This window comes from Modestobacter sp. URMC 112 (assembly GCF_053502575.1).
Genome location: NZ_CP199957.1, coordinates 1,335,664 through 1,355,731, shown reverse-complemented (window position 1 = coordinate 1,355,731; position 20,068 = coordinate 1,335,664). Strand labels below are relative to the sequence as shown.

General features: G+C 73.3%; 18 protein-coding genes and 1 rRNA gene. 2 read left to right on the top strand and 17 right to left on the bottom strand.

The genetic code is table 11. The annotated features are described in order from the left end of the window. Positions 1 to 342 precede the first annotated feature (342 nt). From ACWIX6_RS06470 to ACWIX6_RS06430, 9 genes are all read right to left on the bottom strand, one after another. Positions 343 to 1,866: ribosomal RNA gene (locus ACWIX6_RS06470) — 16S ribosomal RNA — on the bottom strand. Positions 1,867 to 2,340: 474 nt separating this feature from the next. Next, positions 2,341 to 3,153 carry a 4-hydroxy-tetrahydrodipicolinate reductase gene (dapB, locus tag ACWIX6_RS06465; RefSeq protein ID WP_448616015.1) on the bottom strand — a complete coding sequence of 271 codons (813 nt, stop codon included), beginning with the start codon at positions 3,151 to 3,153 and terminating at the stop codon, positions 2,341 to 2,343. Positions 3,154 to 3,223: 70 nt separating this feature from the next. Continuing rightward, positions 3,224 to 3,592, bottom strand: coding sequence for a VanZ family protein (locus ACWIX6_RS06460; RefSeq protein ID WP_448616014.1), 369 nt, complete (start codon positions 3,590 to 3,592; stop codon positions 3,224 to 3,226). A 7-nt stretch (positions 3,593 to 3,599) separates the two neighbouring features. Further along, positions 3,600 to 5,027: a M16 family metallopeptidase gene (locus ACWIX6_RS06455; RefSeq protein WP_448616013.1), complete on the bottom strand. Its 1,428-nt coding sequence runs from the start codon at positions 5,025 to 5,027 to the stop codon at positions 3,600 to 3,602. Beyond that, positions 5,024 to 7,279 (bottom strand): polyribonucleotide nucleotidyltransferase, encoded by a 2,256-nt coding sequence (locus ACWIX6_RS06450; protein ID WP_448616012.1) that lies wholly within the window; start codon positions 7,277 to 7,279, stop codon positions 5,024 to 5,026. The genes ACWIX6_RS06455 and ACWIX6_RS06450 overlap by 4 nt, the downstream gene beginning before the upstream one ends. Before the next feature lie 257 nt (positions 7,280 to 7,536). Then, positions 7,537 to 7,806 carry a 30S ribosomal protein S15 gene (gene rpsO / locus ACWIX6_RS06445; protein ID WP_091066175.1) on the bottom strand — a complete coding sequence of 90 codons (270 nt, stop codon included), beginning with the start codon at positions 7,804 to 7,806 and terminating at the stop codon, positions 7,537 to 7,539. A gap of 123 nt (positions 7,807 to 7,929) precedes the next feature. After that, the gene (locus ACWIX6_RS06440; RefSeq protein WP_448616011.1) at positions 7,930 to 8,946 is read right to left on the bottom strand and encodes a bifunctional riboflavin kinase/FAD synthetase; all 1,017 of its coding nucleotides are present in this window, start codon (positions 8,944 to 8,946) and stop codon (positions 7,930 to 7,932) included. A 24-nt stretch (positions 8,947 to 8,970) separates the two neighbouring features. Next, on the bottom strand, positions 8,971 to 10,119 hold the full coding sequence (locus ACWIX6_RS06435; RefSeq protein WP_448616010.1) for a branched-chain amino acid aminotransferase: 1,149 nt from the start codon (positions 10,117 to 10,119) through the stop codon (positions 8,971 to 8,973). Between the two features lie 107 nt (positions 10,120 to 10,226). Next, positions 10,227 to 10,559 carry an antibiotic biosynthesis monooxygenase family protein gene (locus tag ACWIX6_RS06430; protein WP_448616009.1) on the bottom strand — a complete coding sequence of 111 codons (333 nt, stop codon included), beginning with the start codon at positions 10,557 to 10,559 and terminating at the stop codon, positions 10,227 to 10,229. Positions 10,560 to 10,617: 58 nt separating this feature from the next. Between ACWIX6_RS06430 and larB the strand changes: the two genes are divergently transcribed. Beyond that, complete coding sequence (gene larB, locus ACWIX6_RS06425) at positions 10,618 to 11,355, top strand: nickel pincer cofactor biosynthesis protein LarB (RefSeq protein WP_448616008.1); 738 nt, start codon at positions 10,618 to 10,620, stop codon at positions 11,353 to 11,355. Here the strand turns inward: larB and larE are convergent. Beyond that, a complete protein-coding gene (gene larE / locus ACWIX6_RS06420; protein WP_448616007.1) occupies positions 11,343 to 12,206 on the bottom strand; it encodes an ATP-dependent sacrificial sulfur transferase LarE in 864 nt (287 codons plus the stop codon). The two genes, larB and larE, sit on opposite strands and share 13 nt — an antisense overlap. Before the next feature lie 118 nt (positions 12,207 to 12,324). Between larE and ACWIX6_RS06415 the strand changes: the two genes are divergently transcribed. Continuing rightward, on the top strand, positions 12,325 to 12,816 hold the full coding sequence (locus ACWIX6_RS06415) for an ester cyclase (protein ID WP_448616006.1): 492 nt from the start codon (positions 12,325 to 12,327) through the stop codon (positions 12,814 to 12,816). Positions 12,817 to 12,832: 16 nt separating this feature from the next. Here ACWIX6_RS06415 and truB read toward each other — a convergent pair whose 3' ends face one another. The 7 genes from truB to infB all read right to left on the bottom strand — a co-directional run bounded on the left by truB (position 12,833) and on the right by infB (position 19,754). After that, complete coding sequence (gene truB, locus ACWIX6_RS06410; protein WP_448616005.1) at positions 12,833 to 13,762, bottom strand: tRNA pseudouridine(55) synthase TruB; 930 nt, start codon at positions 13,760 to 13,762, stop codon at positions 12,833 to 12,835. Between the two features lie 10 nt (positions 13,763 to 13,772). Beyond that, positions 13,773 to 15,035, bottom strand: a complete 1,263-nt coding sequence (locus ACWIX6_RS06405) for an MATE family efflux transporter (RefSeq protein WP_448616004.1) — start codon at positions 15,033 to 15,035, stop codon at positions 13,773 to 13,775. Positions 15,036 to 15,211: 176 nt separating this feature from the next. Then, positions 15,212 to 16,216: a DHH family phosphoesterase gene (locus tag ACWIX6_RS06400; protein WP_448616003.1), complete on the bottom strand. Its 1,005-nt coding sequence runs from the start codon at positions 16,214 to 16,216 to the stop codon at positions 15,212 to 15,214. A 4-nt stretch (positions 16,217 to 16,220) separates the two neighbouring features. Continuing rightward, positions 16,221 to 16,514 carry a hypothetical protein gene (locus tag ACWIX6_RS06395; RefSeq protein ID WP_448616002.1) on the bottom strand — a complete coding sequence of 98 codons (294 nt, stop codon included), beginning with the start codon at positions 16,512 to 16,514 and terminating at the stop codon, positions 16,221 to 16,223. After that, positions 16,511 to 17,044 carry a 30S ribosome-binding factor RbfA gene (gene rbfA / locus ACWIX6_RS06390; protein ID WP_448616001.1) on the bottom strand — a complete coding sequence of 178 codons (534 nt, stop codon included), beginning with the start codon at positions 17,042 to 17,044 and terminating at the stop codon, positions 16,511 to 16,513. The genes ACWIX6_RS06395 and rbfA overlap by 4 nt, the downstream gene beginning before the upstream one ends. Before the next feature lie 160 nt (positions 17,045 to 17,204). Beyond that, positions 17,205 to 17,504 carry a DUF503 domain-containing protein gene (locus ACWIX6_RS06385; protein WP_448616000.1) on the bottom strand — a complete coding sequence of 100 codons (300 nt, stop codon included), beginning with the start codon at positions 17,502 to 17,504 and terminating at the stop codon, positions 17,205 to 17,207. Between the two features lie 84 nt (positions 17,505 to 17,588). Continuing rightward, positions 17,589 to 19,754, bottom strand: a complete 2,166-nt coding sequence (infB, locus tag ACWIX6_RS06380) for a translation initiation factor IF-2 (protein ID WP_448616980.1) — start codon at positions 19,752 to 19,754, stop codon at positions 17,589 to 17,591. Between the last annotated feature and the right edge of the window lie 314 nt (positions 19,755 to 20,068).

Genomic DNA, 20,068 nt, shown 5'->3' with positions numbered 1-20,068 from the left:
ACCCCCACCGCCAGCCCCGGACCCCACAACAGGACACCGGGCGGTACGACGAGCATGAGACCCTCCACGAGGCCAACAACCCGACCCCAACCTCGGGGCCGGCCCGTTCCCTCAGGACTCAACAGCGTGCCTACCACCACCACCCCACCCCGATCCCGTTCCCTGCCACCCCCGAGAGGGCAGCCGTACTAGGCACCAGACATGAGCCGGCGGCCGAACTGGTCAGCGTTCCACCCTCGAGCTCCACCCCAGACACCCGAGGCCCCCACCACTGTGGGGACCTTCCCGGCCTGGGCGTGGCTCTGGACCACCACACACAGTGTGGCGGCCAGTGCTCCTTAGAAAGGAGGTGATCCAGCCGCACCTTCCGGTACGGCTACCTTGTTACGACTTCGTCCCAATCGCCGATCCCGCCTTCGACGGCTCCCTCCCACAAGGGGTTGGGCCACCGGCTTCGGGCGTTACCGACTTTCGTGACGTGACGGGCGGTGTGTACAAGGCCCGGGAACGTATTCACCGCAGCGTTGCTGATCTGCGATTACTAGCGACTCCAACTTCATGGGGTCGAGTTGCAGACCCCAATCCGAACTGAGACCGGCTTTTTGGGATTCGCTCCACCTCACGGTATCGCAGCCCTTTGTACCGGCCATTGTAGCATGTTTGCAGCCCTAGACATAAGGGGCATGATGATTTGACGTCATCCCCACCTTCCTCCGAGTTGACCCCGGCAGTCTCCTATGAGTCCCCACCATCACGTGCTGGCAACATAGAACGAGGGTTGCGCTCGTTGCGGGACTTAACCCAACATCTCACGACACGAGCTGACGACAACCATGCACCACCTGTGCACGACCCTAAAAGGACCTGCCATCTCTGACAGATTTCCGTGCATGTCAAGCCTAGGTAAGGTTCTTCGCGTTGCATCGAATTAAGCAACATGCTCCGCCGCTTGTGCGGGCCCCCGTCAATTCCTTTGAGTTTTAGCCTTGCGGCCGTACTCCCCAGGCGGGGCGCTTAATGCGTTAGCTGCGGCACGGAGACCGTGGAATGGCCCCCACACCTAGCGCCCAACGTTTACGGCGTGGACTACCAGGGTATCTAATCCTGTTCGCTCCCCACGCTTTCGCTCCTCAGCGTCAGTTGTTGCCCAGAGACCCGCCTTCGCCACCGGTGTTCCTCCTGATATCTGCGCATTTCACCGCTACACCAGGAATTCCAGTCTCCCCTGCAACACTCTAGTTTGCCCGTATCGACTGCAGGCCCGAGGTTGAGCCTCGGGTTTTCACAGCCGACGCGACAGACCGCCTACGAGCTCTTTACGCCCAATAATTCCGGACAACGCTTGCACCCTACGTATTACCGCGGCTGCTGGCACGTAGTTGGCCGGTGCTTCTTCTGTAGGTACCGTCACTTCCGCTTCGTCCCTACTGAAAGAGGTTTACAACCCGAAGGCCGTCATCCCCCACGCGGCGTCGCTGCGTCAGGCTTTCGCCCATTGCGCAATATTCCCCACTGCTGCCTCCCGTAGGAGTCTGGGCCGTGTCTCAGTCCCAGTGTGGCCGGTCACCCTCTCAGGCCGGCTACCCGTCGTCGCCTTGGTAGGCCATCACCCCACCAACAAGCTGATAGGCCGCGGGCCCATCCTCAGCCGATGAATCTTTCCACCACCAGACCATGCGGTCAGCGGTCACATCCGGTATTAGCACCAATTTCTTGGAGTTATCCCAGAGCTGAGGGCAGGTTGCCCACGTGTTACTCACCCGTTCGCCGCTAGGGCACCACCCCGAAGAGCGGGCCTCGCTCGACTTGCATGTGTTAAGCACGCCGCCAGCGTTCGTCCTGAGCCAGGATCAAACTCTCCGTAGATGAACTTGATCACGGCTGAGACCAAGAGTTGGCACTCTCGTCAATCAACCAAAGGAACCCACCAGACCCCCAAAAGGAGCCCGGACAGGGACTTGTTACTTGGCACTGACTTTCGGCACGCTGTTGAGTTCTCAAGGAGCGGACGCGCGGGGAACCAGACCTTGGTAGGTCGTCGTCTCCGGCGGCTTGTCCCACGTTACGCCGTGCACGGCTCGCTGTCACACCCGGGGGTCTGGCAGCGGCTCCCGGGTCTTGCGACCCGGTCTCGCTCGGCGCACCGATGAAGTTACGCGCCCCTGGAGGGCTCGTCAAACCCGTCGGGGTCCCGATGCCGTCGATCGGGGCCCTCCGGGCGACGGCGGTCCGCGTTTCCGCAGGTCGGTCGGCTCGGCAGGCTACGGAGATGCGAGCCAGGTCACGCTGGAGACCGGTCCGCGGGGCCCCAGGGGCCCCGGCGGTCCCGCGGAGGCCCGGTCAGAGACCGAGCAGCGACTCGATGCCGACGGTCAGGCCGGGCCGGGAGGAGATCTCCCGGACGGCCAGGAGCACACCGGGCATGAACGACGCCCGGTCGTAGGAGTCGTGGCGGAGGGTCAGCGTCTCCCCGGCCGAGCCCATCAGGACCTCCTGGTGGGCGACCAGCCCGGTGAGCCGGACGGCGTGCACCGGGATCCCCTCGACGTCCGCCCCCCGGGCGCCGGGCAGGGAGTCGGCCTCCCGGGTGGCGTCCGGCGCCGGCGGCACCGCGGCGGCGCGGCGGGCGGCGGCCACCAGACGGGCGGTCCGGGCGGCGGTGCCCGACGGGGCGTCGACCTTGCCGGGGTGGTGCAGCTCCACGATCTCCACCGACGGGAAGAACCGGGCCGCCTCCTGGGCGAAACGCATGAGCAGCACCGCGCCGATGCCGAAGTTGGGGGCGATCAGCACACCCAGCTCGGGCTTGGGCTCCAGCCACTCCACGATGGTGGCGAGCTTCTGCTCGTCGAACCCCGTCGTCCCGACCACGCAGTGGATGTTCTGGTCGATGCAGAAGCGGATGTTGTCCATCACCGCGTCGGGCCGGGTGAAGTCCACGACGACCTGGGCGCCGGCGTCGGCGACGTTGAACAGCCACTCGCCGTCGTCGACCATCGCCACCAGCTCGAGGTCGTCCGCGGCGTCGACGGCCCGGCACACCTCGCTGCCCATCCGGCCGCGAGCGCCCAGCACGCCCACCGACACGAGCGGCGCCTCCCCGGACGGCGGGGGCGGCGGCTGCGGCGAGGCGGTCGGCGTGCTGATGGTCATGCCGCGATGCTCACGAACCGGGGTCCACGACGCAAGACGGCCGCCGGGCGAGGGGCAGCCGCGGCGGGGATCAGGCCTGGGCGGTCGACCGGCGGCGGACGACGGCAGACCACAGCGCCAGGCCGGCGAGCACCCCCACGACGTCGGCCAGCCAGTCCGCGACCGAGGCACTCCGGCCGACCACCTCCAGGCCCTGCACCACCTCGCTCGCGGCGGCGTAGAGGACCAGCAGCCCGGCCAGTACGGCCCGGCCGATCCCGGCCCAGCGTCCGGTGAGCGCGAGCGCCAGGAACAGCGTCGCGTGCACGACCTTGTCCACGCCCGGGGCGCTGTCCGGCACGTCCGAGGGAGGCGCGAACAGCACCGCGAGGGACACCAGGACGGCGACCGCGAACACCCCCCGGGACAGCGCCCCGTGCTCGGACCACGGTGAGGTCATGCCGGCCTCAGGCGGCGAGCCGGTCGAGGTCGCGCTCCTTGTAGGGGCCGACCACGGCCAGGCACAGCTCCCGGGCGAGCAGGTCGGCGGCGACCGCACGCACCTGGTCGGGGTCCACCGCGTCGAGCAGGTCCAGCACGGTGCGCACCGGCAGGTACTCCCCGTAGGACAGCTCGCTCTTGCCCAGCCGGCTCATCCGGGACCCGGTGTCCTCCAGGCCCAGGACCATGCCGCCCTTGAGCTGCCCGCGGCCGCGGACCACCTCCTCCTCGGTGAGGCCGGCGGCCGCCACCTCGGCGAGTTCGGCGCGCACCAGGCGCAGCACCTCGGGGACCCGCTTGGGCGAGCAGCCGGCGTAGACGGAGAAGGTCCCCGCGCCGGCGTAGTGGGTCAACGACGAGCCGACGCTGTAGACCAGGCCGCGCTTCTCCCGGACCTCCTGGAACAGTCGCGAGCTCATGCCCCCGCCGACCGCGGTGTCCAGCACCGCCGCGGCGTACCGGCGGTCGTCCAGCCGCCCCATCCCGACGCTGCCGAGCAGCAGGTGCGTCTGCTCGGTGCGCCGGTGGATCAGCCCGGTGGGCCGGGCCGGACGCCGGAGGTCGGCGTCCTCGCCGCGGCGCAGCGGCTCCGGACGCGCCGGACCCGCGAGCCGGTCGCCGAAGGCGGCGGTGACCAGCTCGAGCACCTGGGCGTGGTCCACCCGGCCGGCCGCGGCCACCACGATCGAGGGGACGGCGTAGCGCTCGCGGTACCAGCCGTCGACGTCGTCCCGGGTCAGGGACTCGATCGACTCCACCGTGCCCAGCACCGACCGGCCGAGCGGGGTGTCCCCGAACAGCGTCTCGGCGAACAGGTCGTGCACCGCGTCGCTGGGCTCGTCGTCGCGCATGGCGATCTCCTCGAGCACCACCGTCCGCTCGGACTCCAGGTCCGGTGCGGTGTTCAGCGCGTCGGTGACCAGGTCACCGAGCAGCGTCACGGCCAGCGGGAGGTCGCTGGCGAGCACGTTGGCGTAGTAGCAGGTGTGCTCCTTCGCGGTGAAGGCGTTCATCTCACCGCCGACGGCGTCCATCGCCGTGGCGATGTCCAGGGCCGTCCGGCTGCGGGTGCCCTTGAAGAGCAGGTGCTCGAGGAAGTGCGAGGAGCCGGCCAGGTGCGGCGACTCGTCCCGCGACCCCACGCCCACCCAGATGCCCAGGGTCGCGGACAGGACGCCGGGCATCGTCTCGGTGAGCACCCGCAGGCCGCCGGGCAGCTCGGTCCGCTCCACCCGGCCGCCGAACTCGTCGACGTCCAGCACCCGGGTCGTGCCGACCGCGCTCCCCCCGGTGGCGCCGACCGCACTCTCCTGGGCCGTGCCGACCGGGGCCGGGGCGGGCGCGTCGGCACCCACCCCGGCCCCGGTGGCCGACCCGCTGTCGATCCTCGTCACGCCTCCGCGGGGGCGGGGACGGCGTCACCGGCGGGAGCGTCCGAGGACGCCTCGCCGTCGGCGACCGGGACGAGGCTGATCTTGCCCCGGGCGTCGATGTCGGTGATCTCGACCTGCAGCTTGTCACCGACGTTGGCGACGTCCTCGACCTTGGCGATCCGCTTGCCGCCGCCGAGCTTGCTGATGTGCACCAGGCCGTCGCGGCCGGGCAGCAGGGACACGAAGGCACCGAAGGCGGTGGTCTTGACCACCGTGCCCAGGAACCGCTCCCCCACCTTCGGCAGCGTCGGGTTGGCGATGGCGTTGATCCGGTCCACCGCCGCCTGGGCGGAGGGCCCGTCGGAGGCGCCGACGTAGATCGTGCCGTCGTCCTCGATGGTGATGTCCGCGCCGGTCTCGTCCTGGATCGCGTTGATCATCTGCCCCTTGGGGCCGATCACCGCGCCGATCTTGTCGACCGGGATGCGGACCGTGGTCACCCGGGGGGCGAACGGGCTCATCTCGTCGGGACCGTCGATCGCCTCGAGCATTACGTCGAGGATGTGCAGCCGGGCCGCGCGGGCCTGGGTGAGCGCACCGGCGAGGACGTCGGAGGGGATGCCGTCGAGCTTCGTGTCCAGCTGGAGGGCGGTCACGAAGTCCTTGGTGCCGGCGACCTTGAAGTCCATGTCACCGAAGGCGTCCTCGGCGCCGAGGATGTCGGTCAGCGCGACGTACTCGGTCTTCCCGTCCACCTGGTCGGACACCAGGCCCATGGCGATGCCCGCGACCGGGGCGCGCAGCGGCACACCGGCGTTGAGCAGCGCGAGGGTGGAGGCACAGACGGAGCCCATGGACGTCGAGCCGTTGGAGCCCAGCGCCTCGGACACCTGCCGGATGGCGTAGGGGAACTGCTCGCGGTCGGGCAGCACCGGCATGAGGGCCCGCTCGGCGAGCGCGCCGTGGCCGATCTCGCGGCGCTTCGGCGAGCCGACGCGGCCGGTCTCACCGGTGGAGTACGGCGGGAAGTTGTAGTTGTGCATGTAGCGCTTGCGGGTCACCGGGGACAGCGTGTCCAGCTGCTGCTCCATGCGGAGCATGTTCAGCGTGGTGACGCCCAGGATCTGGGTCTCGCCGCGCTCGAACAGCGCCGAGCCGTGCACCCGCGGCAGCACCTCGACCTCGGCCGACAGCGGCCGGATGTCGGTCAGGCCGCGGCCGTCGATGCGCACCTTGTCGCGCAGGATGCGCTGACGGACGACCTTCTTGGTGACGGCGCGGAAGGCGGCGGAGACCTCCTTCTCGCGGCCCTCGAACTGGCCGGCGAGCGTGCTGACGACCTCGTCCTTCAGGGCGTCGGTGGCGTCGTTGCGCTCCTGCTTGGCGGCGATCGCCTGGGCGGTGGTGAGCCGGTCCAGAGCGGCGGACTCGACGGCGGCGTACACGTCGTCCTGGTAGTCCAGGAACCGGGGGAAGTGCGCCTCGGGCTTGGCGGCCTTGCCGGCCAGCTCGCTCTGCGCCTGGCACAGCGCCTTGATGAAGGGCTTGGCGGCCTCGAGGCCCTGCGCCACGACCTCCTCGGTCGGCGCGGTGGCCCCGCCGGCGACCAGGTCGATCGTCTTCTCGGTGGCCTCGGCCTCGACCATCATGATCGCCACGTCGCCGTCGGGCAGCACCCGGCCGGCCACGACCATGTCGAAGACGGCGTCCTCGAGCTGGCTGTTGGTCGGGAAGCCGACCCACTGGCCGTTGATCAGCGCGACCCGGGTCCCGCCGACCGGCCCGGAGAACGGCAGGCCGGAGAGCTGGGTGGACGCCGACGCGGCGTTGATCGCCAGCACGTCGTACAGGTGGTCGGGGTCCAGCGAGAGCACGGTGATGACGACCTGGACCTCGTTGCGCAGGCCCTTGGCGAAGGTGGGGCGCAGCGGCCGGTCGATGAGCCGGCAGGTGAGGATGGCGTCCTCGGAGGGCCGGCCCTCGCGGCGGAAGAACGAGCCGGGGATGCGGCCGGCGGCGTACATCCGCTCCTCGACGTCCACCGTCAGCGGGAAGAAGTCGAACTGCTCCTTGGGCTGGCGGCCGGCCGTGGTGGCCGACAGCAGCGTGGTGTCGCCCATGGTGGCGACGACGGAACCGGCGGCCTGCTTGGCCAGCCGGCCGGTCTCGAAGGTGACGGTGCGGCTGCCGAAGCTGCCGTTGTCGATCACCGCGGTGGCGGTGAAGACGCCGTCCTCGAAGTCGGTGTCGTTCTCGGTGGTGGGTGCGGACATCGTGTCCTCTTCCTACGTCGCATGCGGCGACGTCCTCTTCGCGGCAGGTGTGCCGGCGGCGTCCGGGGCGACCGGTCTTCGATCGAAGCCCTCGGGGGCGTTGGGTCCCGCTCGTGCGCAGGTGCGTCCCGGGGGCCACTACCGAGGACCGGCCCCTCACGGGGGCGGCCGGCGTTCCTCGCCGGTGGCCCGTGCGGCGGGTTGCCGCACGAGAGAGGGGACCGTCCCGGTGTGCCCGGAGCGGTCCCCTCGGAGTGCTAGCGGCGCAGGCCGAGCCGCTCGATGAGCGAGCGGTACCGGTTGATGTCGGTCTTCGCCAGGTAGTTCAGCAGCCGCCGGCGGCGGCCGACCAGCAGGAGCAGGCCCCGCCGGCTGTGGTGGTCGTGCTTGTGCTGCTTGAGGTGCTCGGTCAGGTCGCTGATCCGTCGGGTCAGCATCGCGACCTGCACCTCCGGCGAACCGGTGTCGCCCTCGACCGTCGCGTACTCGGTCATGATCTGCTTCTTCGTCGCGCTCTCCAGCGCCATGTGGTGCCTCCAGGGCAGGTCACGTGTGGCCCCCGGTCTGTGTCACGAGGGCAGCAATGCACACACGTCGGTCACCCGACGCCACCGTCCAGGTTACACAGGTGCTCCGCGGGGCCGTCCGGCTCACCCGGGCGGCGGCCCCGGCCGGCCGACCGGAGCTGGGACACCGAGGACGGCGCGGGTCCGCATGACGTCGTCCGCCATCGCCTCGAGCAGCTCGGGCACGCCGGCGAAGGTGGTCATCGGGCGCAGCCGCTCGACGAACTCGACACCCACGTGCTCGCCGTAGAGGTCGCCGGAGAAGTCGAGCAGGTAGGCCTCCACCGTGCGCCGGCTGCCGGCGAAGGTCGGGTTGCTGCCCACCGAGATCGCGGCCGGGTGGCTGCCGGTGCTGGCACCGGTGGTGTGGTCCCGCAGCACCAGCGCGCCGGCGTACACCCCGTCGGCCGGGACGGCGGTGAACGGGGCGCTCTCCACGTTCGCGGTGGGGTAGCCCAGCTCGCGGCCCCGGCGGTCACCGCGCACCACGATGCCGTCGACCCGGTGCGGGCGGCCCAGCGCCCGGGCCGCCGAGCGCATGTCGCCGGCGGCCACGCAGGCCCGGATGTAGGTGGAGGAGATGGTGACCGGCTCCTCCACCAGGCCGCCCGGGTCGGCCTCGGGGGCGACGCTGGTCAGGTCGACGCCCTCGACGCCGAACCCGAACCGGCGGCCCTCGGCGGCCAGGCTCTCCACGGTGCCGGCGGCCCGGTGCCCGTAGGTGAAGTTGCGGCCGACGACGACGTGGGCGGCGTGCAGGCGCTCGACCAGCACCGTGTGCGTGAAGCCCTCCGGGGACAGCCGGCTGAACTCCGGGGTGAACGGCAGAACGCACATGGCGTCGACGCCCAGCGCGGCCACCAGCTCGGCCTTGCGGTCGGCGGAGGTGAGGATCGCGGGGTGGGAGCCGGGCCGGACCACCTCGGCCGGGTGCGGGTCGAAGGTGAGCAGCAGCGAGGGACGGCGCATCGCCCGGGCCCGCTCGACGGCGGTGCCGATCAGGTGCTGGTGCCCGCGGTGCACCCCGTCGTACATCCCCACGGTGACCACCGTGCGGGCCAGGTCACCCGGGGTGGCCTCCAGCCCCCGCCAGCGCTCCACTCCCCTCCTCCCCGCCGCGCGACGTCAGGCGGCGGGCGCGACGCGGTGCAGCCAGCCGTGCGTGTCGGGCACCCGGCCGTGCTGGACGTCCAGCAGGTGGGCGCGCAGCTGCATGGTCAGCGGGCCGGGCTCACCGGTGCCGACGGTGAAGTCGCCGGTGCGCGCCTTCACCTCGCCGACCGGGGTGATCACCGCGGCGGTGCCGCAGGCGAAGGTCTCGGTGACCGAGCCGTCGGCGACGCCGGACCGCCACTCCTCGACGCTGAACCTCCGCTCGGTGACCCGGTGGCCGAGCTCGCGGGCCACGGTGATCAGCGAGTCGCGGGTGATGCCGGGCAGCAGGGTGCCGGTCAGCTCGGGGGTGACCAGCTCGGCGTCGGCCCCGGAGCCGAGGACGAAGAACAGGTTCATCCCGCCCATCTCCTCGACGTACCGCTTCTCCACCGCGTCGAGCCAGACGACCTGGTCGCAGCCGGCGGCGATGGCCTGCTCCTGGGCGAGCAGGCTGGCGGCGTAGTTGCCGGCGCACTTCACGTCGCCGGTGCCGCCGGGCGCGGCCCGGATGTAGTCCTCGGAGAGGTAGACGCTCACCGGGTGCACGCCGCGGGGGAAGTACGCCCCGGCGGGGCTGGCGATGACGATGAACAGGTACTCGTGGGCCGGCCGGACCCCGAGGAAGGGCTCGACGGCCAGCATGTAGGGCCGGAGGTACAGCGTCTGGTCCGCGCCGGTGGGCACCCACTCGCGGTCGGTGTCGACGAGGGCGTCGACCGCGGTGAGGAACGACTGCTCGGGCACCGGGGGCATGGCCAGCCGGACCGCGCTGCGGGCGAACCGGGCGGCGTTGGACTCCGGCCGGAAGGTCGCCACGCTGCCGTCGGGCTGGGCGTAGGCCTTCAGCCCCTCGAAGATCGACTGGGCGTAGTGCAGGGCCGCCGCGCTGGGGTCCAGCTGCAGTGGCGCGTAGGGGGTGAGCCGGGCGTCGCACCAGCCCTCGCCGGCCCGGTACCGGGCCACGAACATCGAGTCGGTGAAGTACCGGCCGAAGCCGGGGTCCTCCAGCAGCTGGGCGCGCTCGGCGGCGGGACGGCGCGGCACGTCCTCCACGACCAGCGGCACTCCCTCGGCGAACTCCCGGGAGGAGGTACGGCTGTCGGCGAGCGTGTCGGTCATGGCTCCCACCTGCTGGTGTCCGTGCCGGAGCGGGACCCGACGGTTGCCGGGCCGCCCCGCCACCCTAGCCCGCGCCCGGGCGGCGACCCCGGGCGCGGGCGCACCGCTCAGCCCTTCTCGCCGTGCGGCCCGGCTGACTCGACCACCTCGTAGCTCCACAGGTGGTTCTGCGAGCGCTCGGCGGCCGGGGCGAGGGTGTCGCCACCGCCGTCGTGCGCCCGGTCGAAGTCCTGGCTGGACTGCCAGGACCGGTAGGCCTCCTCGGTGGTCCACCGCGTGTAGACCAGGTAGGAGTCGGTGCCCTCGACCGGCCGGAGCAGCTCGAACCACTCGAAGCCCGGCGTGGTCTCCACGGCGCCGGCGCGGCCCTTGAAGCGCTCCTCGAAGCGGGACCGCTTGTCCTCCGGCATGGTCACGACGTTGATCTTGACGACGCTCATGGGGGGTTCCTGCCCAGCTGGCGCCGGTGCGACACGGCGGGTGCGGGAGACTGGCGGGGTGACCGAGCTGCGCCGCACCGCCGACGTGGGGATCGCCCGGCTGGACGTCGACCGCGAGGCCCGTACCGGGACGCCCGAGGTCGTCTACGCCGGGGGCAAGACCCCCGAGGAGACGGTCGCCTGCCTGGCCGGGCTGCTGGACGCCGGGGCGCCGCTGGCCTGGGCCACCCGGGTGGAGGGCCCGACCGCGGCCGCCATCCGGGACCGCTGGCCGACGGCCGGGTTCGACGACGCCGCCCGGGTGGCCTGGGTCGGGGAGCTGCCCGAGCCGGTGGGCCGGGTGCTGGTGCTCACCGCGGGGACCTCCGACCGGTCGGTCGCCGCGGAGGTGGCGGCGACGCTGACCGCCAGCGGGGTGGGCTGCCGGCGGGTGGACGACGTCGGGGTCGCCGGTGTGCACCGGGTGCTGGCGGTGGCCGAGGACCTCGCCGCGGCCGACGCGGTGGTGGTGGTCGCCGGGATGGACGGCGCGCTGCCCAGCGTGGTCGCCGGGCTGACCGACCGTCTGGTGGTCGCCGTCCCGACGTCGGTCGGCTACGGCGCGGCCTTCGAGGGGCTGGCCGCGCTGCTCACCATGCTCACTGCCTGCGCCCCGGGCGTGCTGGTGGTCAACATCGACAACGGCTTCGGCGCCGGTGTGGCGGCCGCCCGCATCGTGCGCAGCGTCCGGCCCCCTGCGGGGACCCAGCCCGAGCGTGCGAGGGACGGGGGGCAGGGGGTCCTTCACCAGCGGTAGCGGACGGGGTCGGGCAGCAGCTCGTTCATCGACCCGGAGCGGAACCCGCGCGGGTCGAGCTCGACCACGTCGAAGCCGGCGACCTCGCGCACCCGGTCCAGCACCGCCGGCCGGCCGGTGAGGTCGGGCACCAGCGCGGCGTCCACCTCGACCCGGGCGGTCTCCCGCCCGCGGACGGCGCCGAGGTCGCGGACCCGCAGGTCCCGCACCGCCAGCCCGGCCTCGGCGAGCGCGGCGCGCAGCGCGGTCTCGGCGGCCTCCACCCGGGCCAGCCGCTGCGCCGAGACGGGCACGCCGTAGGCGATCCGGCTGGCCAGGCAGGCCGCGGCCGGCTTGTCGGCCAGCGGCAGCTCCCAGCGCCGGGCGGCCGCGCGGACGTCGTCCTTGGTCATGCCCGCGCGGGCCAGCGGCGCCCAGGCGCCGCGCTCCGTGGCGGCCCGGATGCCCGGGCGGAACCCGGCACGGACGTCGTCGGCGTTGGTGCCGGTGACCACGTCGGCGATGCCGAGCCCGGCCGCCAGCGGGGTGAGCACGTCGAGCAGCTCGGCCTTGCAGAAGAAGCACCGGTCGCCGGCGTTGGCCACGTACCCCTCGCGGGCCAGCTCGTCGGTGCCCGGCTGCTCGTGCCGGACGCCGAGGGACCGGGCGAACCCGTGCGCGGCGGCCCGCTCGGCGGCGGGCAGGCTGGGCGAGACCGCCGTGGCCGCGACCACCCGGTCGGCGCCGAGGGCGCGCACCGCCGCGGCCAGCACCACGCCGGAGTCCACGCCGCCGGAGAAGGCGACCAGCACGCCGGGCAGCGCGGCCAGCTCGGCGTGCAGCGCCGCCAGCCGGTCCTCCAGAACGCTCACCCAGGCCAGCTTGCCACCCCTGGGCGCGGCCGCGTCACCGCACTGGTGCGACCGACCTTGGACCCAGCCGCCCACGAGCAGGAGGCTCGTGTGTCCACCCCTCCCACCGGGAGTCCTCATGTCCGAGACACCGACTCGCAGTGCCGTCGACATCGCCCACGACCTCGCCGTCAGAGACTTCCGACTGATGGAGGACTGGGACGACGAGAAGGCCTCGGCGATCATCGCGCCCACGATGCACAACGACGAGGCAGTGGCCGAACCACCGGCCGCGGCCCAGCCGGGCGTGGCCGGGGCCCGCGCGACCTACGACTGGCTGCACTCCGCCTACGCGGACCTGCGCTGGACCGTCCACACGGTCGTCGCCGAGGGCGACTGGGTGGTCGCCCGGACGACCATGTCCGGCCGCCAGACCGGTCCCTTCACGACCTTCACCCCCGACGGGGAGGTCGCGCAGACCTTCCCGGCCACCGGACGCAGCTTCGCCACGTCCCAGACACACTGGTTCCGCATCGCCGGCGGACAACTCGTGAGCCACAGCGCCGATCGTGACGACCTGGGCCAGGCGTTGCAGCTGGGATGGTTCGGGCCTCCACCCAGCACGTCCTAGCCGGGGCCGGCGCCCCTCAGTCGTCGCGGCTGGGCGGGAAGCCGACCGAGACCCGCGCGATGGAGCCGCTGTCCTCGACCAGGGCGACCAGCCGGTCCCCGGGGCCGACGGCGGCGTGCAGCCCGGGCGCCCCGGTCGCGGGCACCCGCTGGCCGTGCCCGAGCGCCACCGCCTCCTCGGGGGTGAGCTCGCGGACCGGGAAGACCCGCCGGGCGGCGTCGGTCAGCGGCAGCACCCCCGGCCCGCTCCCGGCCGTGGCCAGCGCCTCCGCGGCCTCCTCCACCGGTCGCGCGTCGGCGGTGCGGAACGGCCCGGAGGAGGTGCGGCGCAGGGCGGTGAGGTGCCCACCCACGCCCAGCGCGGCGCCGGCGTCCCGGGCGATGGCCCGCACGTAGGTACCGGTGCTGCAGGACACGGTGAGGTCGACGTCGACCAGGTCGGGGGTCGGCCGGACCACCCGGTGGACGTCGATCCGGTGCACGGTCACCGGCCGGGCGGGCAGCTCGAACTCCTCGCCCGCCCGGACGCGGTCGTAGGACCGCCGGCCCTCGACCTTCACCGCGCTCACCGAGGACGGGACCTGCTGCAGGTCCCCCACCTGGGCGGCCAGCGCGGCGCGGACGTCGTCCTCGGTGACCGCGGCCGCGGAGGTGGTCGCGGTGACCTCCCCCTCGCGGTCGTCGGTGACCGTGGCCTGGCCGAGCCGGACGGTGGCCTCGTAGGTCTTGTCCGAGCCGCTGAGGTGGCCGAGCAGCCGGGTGGCCGAGCCGACGCCCAGGACGAGCAGCCCGGTCGCCATCGGGTCCAGCGTGCCGGCGTGCCCGACCCGGCGGACCGACAGCACCCGCCGGGCCCGGGCGACGACGTCGTGCGAGGTCATCCCGCCGGGCTTGTCGACCAGCAGCAGGGCGGGCGGCACGTCGGCGTCCGGCTTCCTCGGGCTCATGCGGGCTCGCTCACGCCGCCACCGTCTCACCCAGCCACGCCGTCCCCCGCACCCGGAGCCCGACCGCGACCAGACGCAGCACGATGAACAGGGTCAGCCCGGTCCACACCCCGGCCAGCCCCCAGTCCAGCCGGCCGGACAGCAGGCTCAGCGGCAGGAACCCGAGCAGCGCCGCGAGCAGGGTGACGGTGCGCAGGTAGGCCACGTCCCCAGCCCCCATCAGCACGCCGTCCAGCGCGAACACGACACCGGCCAGCGGTTGCATGAGGGCGAGGAACCACCAGACGACGGCGGTCCGGGCGAGGACGGCGGGGTCGTCGGTGAACAGCCCCGGCAGCACCGGGCCCAGCGCGAGCAGGACCACCGCCACGACCACCCCGGTGCCCAGCCCCCAGGCCGTGACCCGGCGGGCGGTGCGACGGGCGTCGTCGGCCCGTCCGGCGCCGAGCGCGTGGCCGACCAGCGTCTGGGCCGCGATGGCGTAGGCGTCGAGCACCAGCGCGAGGAACAGCCACAGCTGCAGCGCGATCTGGTGGGCGCCGAGCTCGGCGGTGCCGCTGCGGGCCACCACCCCGGCGGCCGCGGCGAACGCCAGCTGGAGCACCGCCGCCCGCAGCAGCAGGTCGCGGCCGAGCACCAGCTGACCGAACACCCCGGTCCGTCCCGGGCGCCGGTCGACCCCGAGGCTGCGCACCTCCCGGGCCAGGGCGCGGACGAAGCAGGCCGCGGCCACCGCCTGGCCCGCGACGTTGGCCACGGCCGAGCCGACCAGGCCCAGGCCGGCGGTGTACACCAGCAGCGGGCAGAGCAGCAGGCTGACCAGGCTGCCGGCCAGCACGTACCGGACCGGGCTGCGCAGGTCCTGGACGCCGCGCAGCCAGCCGTTGCCGGCCAGCGCCAGCAGCAGCAGGGGGAGGCCCGTGCTGGCCACCCGCAGCCACTGCTCGCCGGCCTCGGCCACCGGGCCCGCGCCACCGGCCAGCAACCGGGTCAGCGGGCCGGCCAGCAGCTGGAAGACCAGGGCCAGCACGAGCCCGAGCCCGGCGGCCAGCCAGCTGGCCTGCACGCCCTCGGCGACGGCACCAGCGCGGTCCCCGGCACCGGCCCGGCGGGCGGCGCGCGCCGTGGTGCCGTAGGCGAGGAAGTTCAGCAGCGCCGCCACGTAGGCCAGCAGGCCCCCGCCGACGGCGAGACCGCCCAGGGCTACGGTCCCCAGGTTGCCGACGACGGCGGTGTCCACGAGCAGGTAGAGCGGCTCCGCGGCGAGCACCACGAGCGCCGGGGCCGCCAGCGCCGGGATGGACGGTCCCGCCCCCGGAGACGCGAGCTTGCGAGCTCGGCGGTCCGGGCGCGAGACCCGGAGGGCTTCCGCCGGGGACGCCGGGAGCGGCTCAGCGGCAGCCTGGGACGGCTCCTGGTCGCGGTGCGGCCCGGAGGGTCGCGAGGTACTCAGGTCGCGGACCCCGTCGCCAGCTCCTGGCTCAGCACCGCCACGGTCGCGGCCAGGTCGAGCCGGGAGGTGTAGCCGGCGGCGAGGCGGTGACCGCCGCCCCCGAGCCCGGTCGCCACCCGGGACACGTCGGTGGCCCCGCGCGAGCGCATCGACACGACCCAGGTGCCGTCGTCCTGTCCCTTCAGCACGCACGCGACGTCGGCCTCGCGGGTGGCCCGGACGACGTCGACCAGCGCCTCCAGCTGGTCGCCGGCCAGCCCGCGGTCCCGGGCCTCGGCGGCCGTGGCCCAGGTCCACACCAGCCCGGCGCCGACGTCGGGCTGGAGCTCGGCGCGTCCGGCGACCAGGGACAGCAGCGGCAGCCAGCCGAACGGCGCGGTGTCGAACAGCCGCTGGCTGATGGCCGCGTGGTCGATGCCGGTGCGCAGCAGCCGGGCGGCCAGCTCGTGCGTGCCGGGCGCGGTGTTGCCGAACCGGAACGAGCCGGTGTCGGCGGCCAGCCCGGCGTAGAGGCAGGTGGCGATCGGGGCGTCCCACTCGACGCCCAGCCCGTCCAGCAGCCCCGCGACGAGCACGACGGTCGCGGCGGCGCCGGGGTCGACGAGCCGCACGGTGCCGAAGCCGGGGTTGCTGGCGTGGTGGTCCACGACGATCGAGGTGCCGGCGGTGCAGAGCAGGCCGGCGAGGTCGCCGAGCCGGCCGGTGGAGGAGGCGTCGAGGCTGACGAAGACCTCCGGCGCGGCCGGCACCTCGTCGGGGGCCACCAGGGTGTCGGCGCCGGGCAGCCAGGACAGCGACTCGGGCAGCACGAACGGCGTGGGGAAGGTCGCCACCACCCGCGCCCCCCGCCGGCGCAGGCCCTCGGCCAGCGCGAGGGTGCTGCCCAGCGCGTCGGCGTCGGGCTGGACGTGCCCGGAGAGCACCACGGTCGCCCCGGCGGCCGCCGCCGCGTCCAGCACGTCGACGGCGGCGGCCTGCGGGGCCTCGATCGCAGCGGTCACCAGGTCAGTCCGAGTCGGCGGCCGCGGAGCCCGCGCCCGCGGAGGTGCCGTCGCCGGGCCCGGGTCCGGCCACCGGGGAGGCGTTGGGCTCCTCGGTGACGTCCCCGCCGCCGACCGGGATGGACGGTCCGCCGTCGTCGGGCTCGTCGGCGGCGATGCTGTCGGTCTCACCGATCTGCCCCCGCTTGCCGCCCATGGTGGGGTCGCCCTGCGGGTCGGGCTCGCGCCGGCCGCCCAGGGTGGTGCCCTCGGCGGAGGCGGCGCGGTCGTCTGGGTCCGGGTCCACGGCCTCGGTCATCGGACGCTCCTCGTCTCGGACGCGGTGTGCGGGTCGGCGTCGACCAGGTCGTCGTCGACCAGGTCGTCGTCCGTCAGGTCGTCGACGGCGCCGTCGACGGTGTCGTCGTCCTCGGCCGGACGGCGATAGGGGTCGGGCTCGCCGGCGTACTGGGCGCCCTCGCGGGCACGGGCCAGCTCCGCGTCGGCGTGCCGGACGCGCTCGAGCGCGACCTCGAGCTCGCGGGCGGTGTCGGGGACCATGTCGGCGACGAACGTCAGCGACGGGACGAACTTAATCCCGGTCTGCTTGCCGACCGTCGAGCGCAGCACCCCGGTGGCGCTGGCCAGCGCGCGGGCGGAGTCGGCGACGTGGGTCTCGTCGCCGTAGACGGTGTAGAAGACCGTGGCCTCCCGCAGGTCACTGGTGACCCGGGCGTCGGTGATGGTCACCATGCCGAGCCGCGGGTCCTTGATCTGCATCTCGATGGTGGCGGAGACGATCTGGCGGATGCGCACCGCCAGGCGGCGTGCCCGTGCCGGGTCGGCCATCGGAGGTCCTCCTGTGCTCGGCGCCGGCTCCGGGTGGGCGCCGGCGGCGGTGGACGTCGCCGGCCGGGGGCCCGGTGTCTGGGGCTCCCGGCCGGCTGGGTACGGCTCCCTCAAGGGCCCACCGCGCGTTCAGGCGCGGTGGGCCCCTGCGAGGGGTCCTTCAATCCGTGTCGGAGACGAGTTGCCGGTGCGTCGACAGCAGCGTCACCTCAGGCCGCTCCGCCAGCAACCGCTCGCAGGCGTCGAGGACGTCGGTCACCTGGCCGGCGTCCCCGGCCACGGTCGCGACACCGACCTGCGCGCGGCGGTGCAGGTCGGTGTCGCCGACCTCGGCCGCGGCCACGGCGAAGCGGCGCCGCAGCTCGGCCACGATCGGCCGGACCACGGCCCGCTTCCCCTTCAGCGAGTGCACGTCCCCGAGCAGCAGGTCGGCGGTGAGCGTGCCCGTGAACACGCTCACCGCCTCCTCACTGCTCAGTGCGTTGTCGCGGCCCCGTCCAGAGGCTCACGCCGAGCCTGCGAGGCGTGAGGAGGACGGGGTCCTTCAGGCGCGCGGCTTCTCGCGGAGCTCGAAGGTCTGGATCACGTCGTCGACCTTGATGTCGTTGAACGACCCCAGGCCGATGCCGCACTCGTAGCCCTCGCGGACCTCGGTCGCGTCGTCCTTGAACCGGCGGAGGGACTCCACCGTCAGGTTGTCGGCGACCACGGCCCCGTCACGGACGAGCCGCGCCTTGCTGTTGCGCACGATCGTCCCGCTGCGGACCAGCGAACCGGCGACGTTCCCGATCTTCGGCACCCGGAAGACCTCGCGGACCTCCGCCGTCCCGAGCTGGACCTCCTCGTAGACGGGCTTGAGCATGCCCTTGAGGGCGGCCTCGATCTCCTCGATGGCCTGGTAGATGACCGTGTAGTACCGGACGTCCACCCCCTCGCGGTTGGCCAGCTCCGTGGCCTGCCCCTCGGCCCGCACGTTGAAGCCCAGGACGATGACGTCGTCGGCCAGCGCGAGGTCGATGTCGCTCTTGGTGATGCCGCCGACGCCGCGGTGGATGACCCGCAGCGAGATGTCGTCGCTCACCTCGATCTTCATCAGCGCCTCTTCGAGCGCCTCCACGGTGCCCGAGTTGTCGCCCTTGATGATCAGGTTGAGCTGGCGGTTCTCCTTGAGCGCGGCGTCGAGGTCCTCCAGGCTGATCCGCTTGCGCATGGAGGCGTTCTGCGCGTTGCGGATGCGGGCCTGGCGGCGGTCGGCGATCTGCCGGGCGACGCGGTCCTCGTCGACGACGAGGAACGTGTCACCGGCCCGCGGCACCGAGGTGAGGCCGACGACCTGCACCGGGCGGGCCGGCAGGGCCTCCTTGAGCTTGTTGCCGTGCTCGTCGAGCAGCGACCGGACGCGACCGTAGGCGTCGCCGGCCACGATCGAGTCGCCCTGGCGCAGCGTGCCGCGCTGGACCAGCACCGTGGCGACGGGGCCCCGGCCCTTGTCGAGCTTGCCCTCGATGACGACACCCTGGGGGTCCTGCTCGATGTTGGCGCGCAGGTCCAGCGAGGCGTCGGCGGTCAGCAGGATCGCCGCGAGCAGGTCTTCCAAACCCTGCCGGGTGGTCGCGGAGACGTCGACGAACATCGTGTCGCCGCCGTACTCCTCGGCCACCAGGCCGTACTCGGTGAGCTGCTGGCGGATCTTGGCGGGGTTGGCCCCCTCCTTGTCGATCTTGTTCACCGCCACCACGATCGGGACCTCGGCGGCCTGGGCGTGGTTGAGCGCCTCGACGGTCTGCGGCATGACGCCGTCGTCGGCGGCCACCACCAGGACGACGATGTCGGTGACCTTCGCGCCACGGGCACGCATCGCGGTGAACGACTCGTGACCCGGGGTGTCGATGAAGGTGACCGGACGCTCGTTGCCCTCCAGCTCGGTGACGATCTGGTAGGCGCCGATGTGCTGGGTGATGCCGCCGGCCTCGCGCGCCACCACGTTCGTGTTGCGCAGCGCGTCCAGCAGCTTCGTCTTCCCGTGGTCGACGTGACCCATGACGGTCACCACCGGCGGACGGATGTCCCAGTCGCCCTCGACGCCCTCCTCGTCACCGAAGGTGAGGTCGAAGGTCTCGAGCAGCTCGCGGTCCTCGTCCTCGGGGCTGACGACCTGGATGACCCAGCCGATCTCGGCACCGAGCAGCTGCAGCGTCTCGTCGTTGACCGACTGCGTCGCGGTGATCATCTCGCCCAGGTGGAACAGGGCGGTGACCAGCGCGGCCGGCTCGGCGTTGATCCGCTCGGCCAGGTCGGTCAGCGAGGCGCCACGGGGCAGCCGGACGGTCTGCCCGTTGCCACGGGGCAGGCTGACGCCGCCCATGCTCGGCGCGGCCATCGAGTCGAACTCCTGGCGCCGCTGCTTCTTGCTCTTGCGTCCGCGGACCGGACCGCGGCCGCCGGGACGGCCGAAGGCGCCCGCAGTGCCGGCACCGGACCCGCCGCGACCGCGGCCACGACCGCCGCCGCCACCGCCGGGACGGAACCCGCCGGCCGGAGCGCCACCGCCACCGCCGGGTGCGCCACCGCCACCGCCGGGACGGAACCCGCCGCCACCGCCACCGCCGGGGGCGCCGGGACGGCCACGACCGGCCGGTGCGCCGCCGGGACGGCCGCCGGGGCCGGCCGGGCGCCCGGGCATCATGCCCGGGCTCGGACGCTGCGGCATCATGCCGGGGTTGGGGCGCGGGCCGCCGGGGCCTGCCGCGGGACGGGGCCCACCGGGACCGGCCGAGGGTCGCGGACCGCCGGCACCGGGGCCGGGGCGCGGACCACCGGCACCCGGGGCCGGACGGGGACCGCCCTGGCCGGGCGCACCCTGGCCCGGCACGGCCTGGCCGGGAGCACCGGCGCCCGGGCCGGCCGGACGGCCGGGGGCTGCCGGACGAGGGGCGCTGCTGAAGGGGTTGTTGCCCGGACGCGGTGCCGGACGGGGGCCGGGCCGCGGACCGGCCGCGGCCGGACGCGGACCGCCGGGGACGG

Bases quoted from the DNA above. Each gene is read 5' to 3' on its own strand.
- ACWIX6_RS06435 (WP_448616010.1), bottom strand. From the start codon at position 10,119: ATGACCGACACGCTCGCCGACAGCCGTACCTCCTCCCGGGAGTTCGCC.
- rbfA (WP_448616001.1), bottom strand. From the start codon at position 17,044: ATGGCCGACCCGGCACGGGCACGCCGCCTGGCGGTGCGCATCCGCCAG.
- ACWIX6_RS06415 (WP_448616006.1), top strand. From the start codon at position 12,325: ATGTCCGAGACACCGACTCGCAGTGCCGTCGACATCGCCCACGACCTC.
- ACWIX6_RS06450 (WP_448616012.1), bottom strand. From the start codon at position 7,279: ATGTCCGCACCCACCACCGAGAACGACACCGACTTCGAGGACGGCGTC.
- dapB (WP_448616015.1), bottom strand. From the start codon at position 3,153: ATGACCATCAGCACGCCGACCGCCTCGCCGCAGCCGCCGCCCCCGCCG.
- ACWIX6_RS06395 (WP_448616002.1), bottom strand. From the start codon at position 16,514: ATGACCGAGGCCGTGGACCCGGACCCAGACGACCGCGCCGCCTCCGCC.
- ACWIX6_RS06430 (WP_448616009.1), bottom strand. From the start codon at position 10,559: ATGAGCGTCGTCAAGATCAACGTCGTGACCATGCCGGAGGACAAGCGG.
- rpsO (WP_091066175.1), bottom strand. From the start codon at position 7,806: ATGGCGCTGGAGAGCGCGACGAAGAAGCAGATCATGACCGAGTACGCG.
- ACWIX6_RS06460 (WP_448616014.1), bottom strand. From the start codon at position 3,592: ATGACCTCACCGTGGTCCGAGCACGGGGCGCTGTCCCGGGGGGTGTTC.
- infB (WP_448616980.1), bottom strand. From the start codon at position 19,754: ATGCCGCAGCGTCCGAGCCCGGGCATGATGCCCGGGCGCCCGGCCGGC.
- truB (WP_448616005.1), bottom strand. From the start codon at position 13,762: ATGAGCCCGAGGAAGCCGGACGCCGACGTGCCGCCCGCCCTGCTGCTG.